This window comes from Siccirubricoccus deserti (assembly GCF_014283215.1).
Taxonomy (GTDB): Bacteria; Pseudomonadota; Alphaproteobacteria; order Acetobacterales; family Acetobacteraceae; genus Siccirubricoccus; species Siccirubricoccus deserti.
The window spans coordinates 1-1,101 of sequence record NZ_JACOMF010000232.1; the positions used below are offsets into that span (position 1 = coordinate 1).

At 67.8% G+C, this 1,101-nt stretch carries 1 protein-coding gene and 1 tRNA gene; one reads left to right on the forward strand and one right to left on the reverse strand.

All coding sequences use genetic code 11. From position 1 onward, the window contains the following. Window positions 1-127: 127 nt before the first annotated feature. Window positions 128-213 (reverse strand) — tRNA-Leu (locus H7965_RS29995). Between the two features lie 29 nt (window positions 214-242). Between H7965_RS29995 and lipB the strand changes: the two genes are divergently transcribed. After that, window positions 243-887: a lipoyl(octanoyl) transferase LipB gene (gene lipB, locus H7965_RS30000; protein ID WP_186774105.1), complete on the forward strand. Its 645-nt coding sequence runs from the start codon at window positions 243-245 to the stop codon at window positions 885-887. Window positions 888-1,101: the final 214 nt, after the last annotated feature.

Genomic DNA, 1,101 nt, shown 5'->3' on the forward strand with positions numbered 1-1,101 from the left:
CTCAGCTTCTGGGATTACCTCGGCGCCAGGCTCGGCATCCCAGGCCAAGCCAGCATCCCGTACTTGCCCGACTTGGTCCGGCAGCGCTGCCAGCCCGCCTGACCACCACAGGTTTTGCCCCTCTTACTGGTGCGGTCGAGAAGATTCGAACTTCCACGGGGTTTCCCCCACCAGCACCTCAAGCTGGCGCGTCTACCATTCCGCCACGACCGCAAACCGGGTAGAGGCGGGGCGTATAGACGATGACCCAACCCCGATCAACTGGCCTGGCCTGGCAGATCGCCGAAGGCCTCACCCCCTACCCCGAAGCCCTGGCCCGGATGGAGACGCAGGTCGCCGGCATTCGCGCCGGCACGGCGGAGGAGCTGGTCTGGCTGGTGGAGCACCCGCCGACCTACACCGCCGGCACCTCGGCGACGCCGGAAGGGCTGGTCGACCCCCGCTTCCCGGTGTTCCGCGCCGGCCGCGGCGGGCAATGGACCTATCACGGGCCCGGCCAGCGCACCGCCTATGTCATGCTCGATCTCACCCGGCGCGGGCGGGATGTGCGGGCCTATGTCCACGGGCTGGAGGAATGGGTGATCCGCGCGCTCGACCGCTTCAACGTGAAAGGTGAGCGGCGGGCGGGCCGGGTCGGCATCTGGGTGGCCGACCCGGCGCGCGGGACGGAGGACAAGATCGGCGCCATTGGCGTGCGGGTGACCCGCTGGGTGAGCTGGCACGGCATCGCGCTGAACATCGACCCCGACCTCGACCATTTTGGTGGCATCGTGCCCTGCGGGATCAGCCAGCATGGGGTGACAAGCCTGCACCGGCTTGGCATTCCGGCGACCATGGCGGAAGCCGATATGGCGCTGATGGCGGCCTGGGGCGAGGTATTCGGATAGAGCGGATCACGGAGGGGCGCACGCTCCGGAGCGTGACTCCAGCCTGCAAACCACAGGCTGCAGCGGATCGGTGTTCAGACCTGAACGTGCATTGTTGAAACCCTGTGGTGGGCGACCTGAGGAGCATCAGGTTGTGGGTGAGGACCCGCAGGATGATTTCGCGCGCCTGCGCGGCACCGCTGCGAGCGCTCAGAGCCGAGCCGAGGCGTCGTTT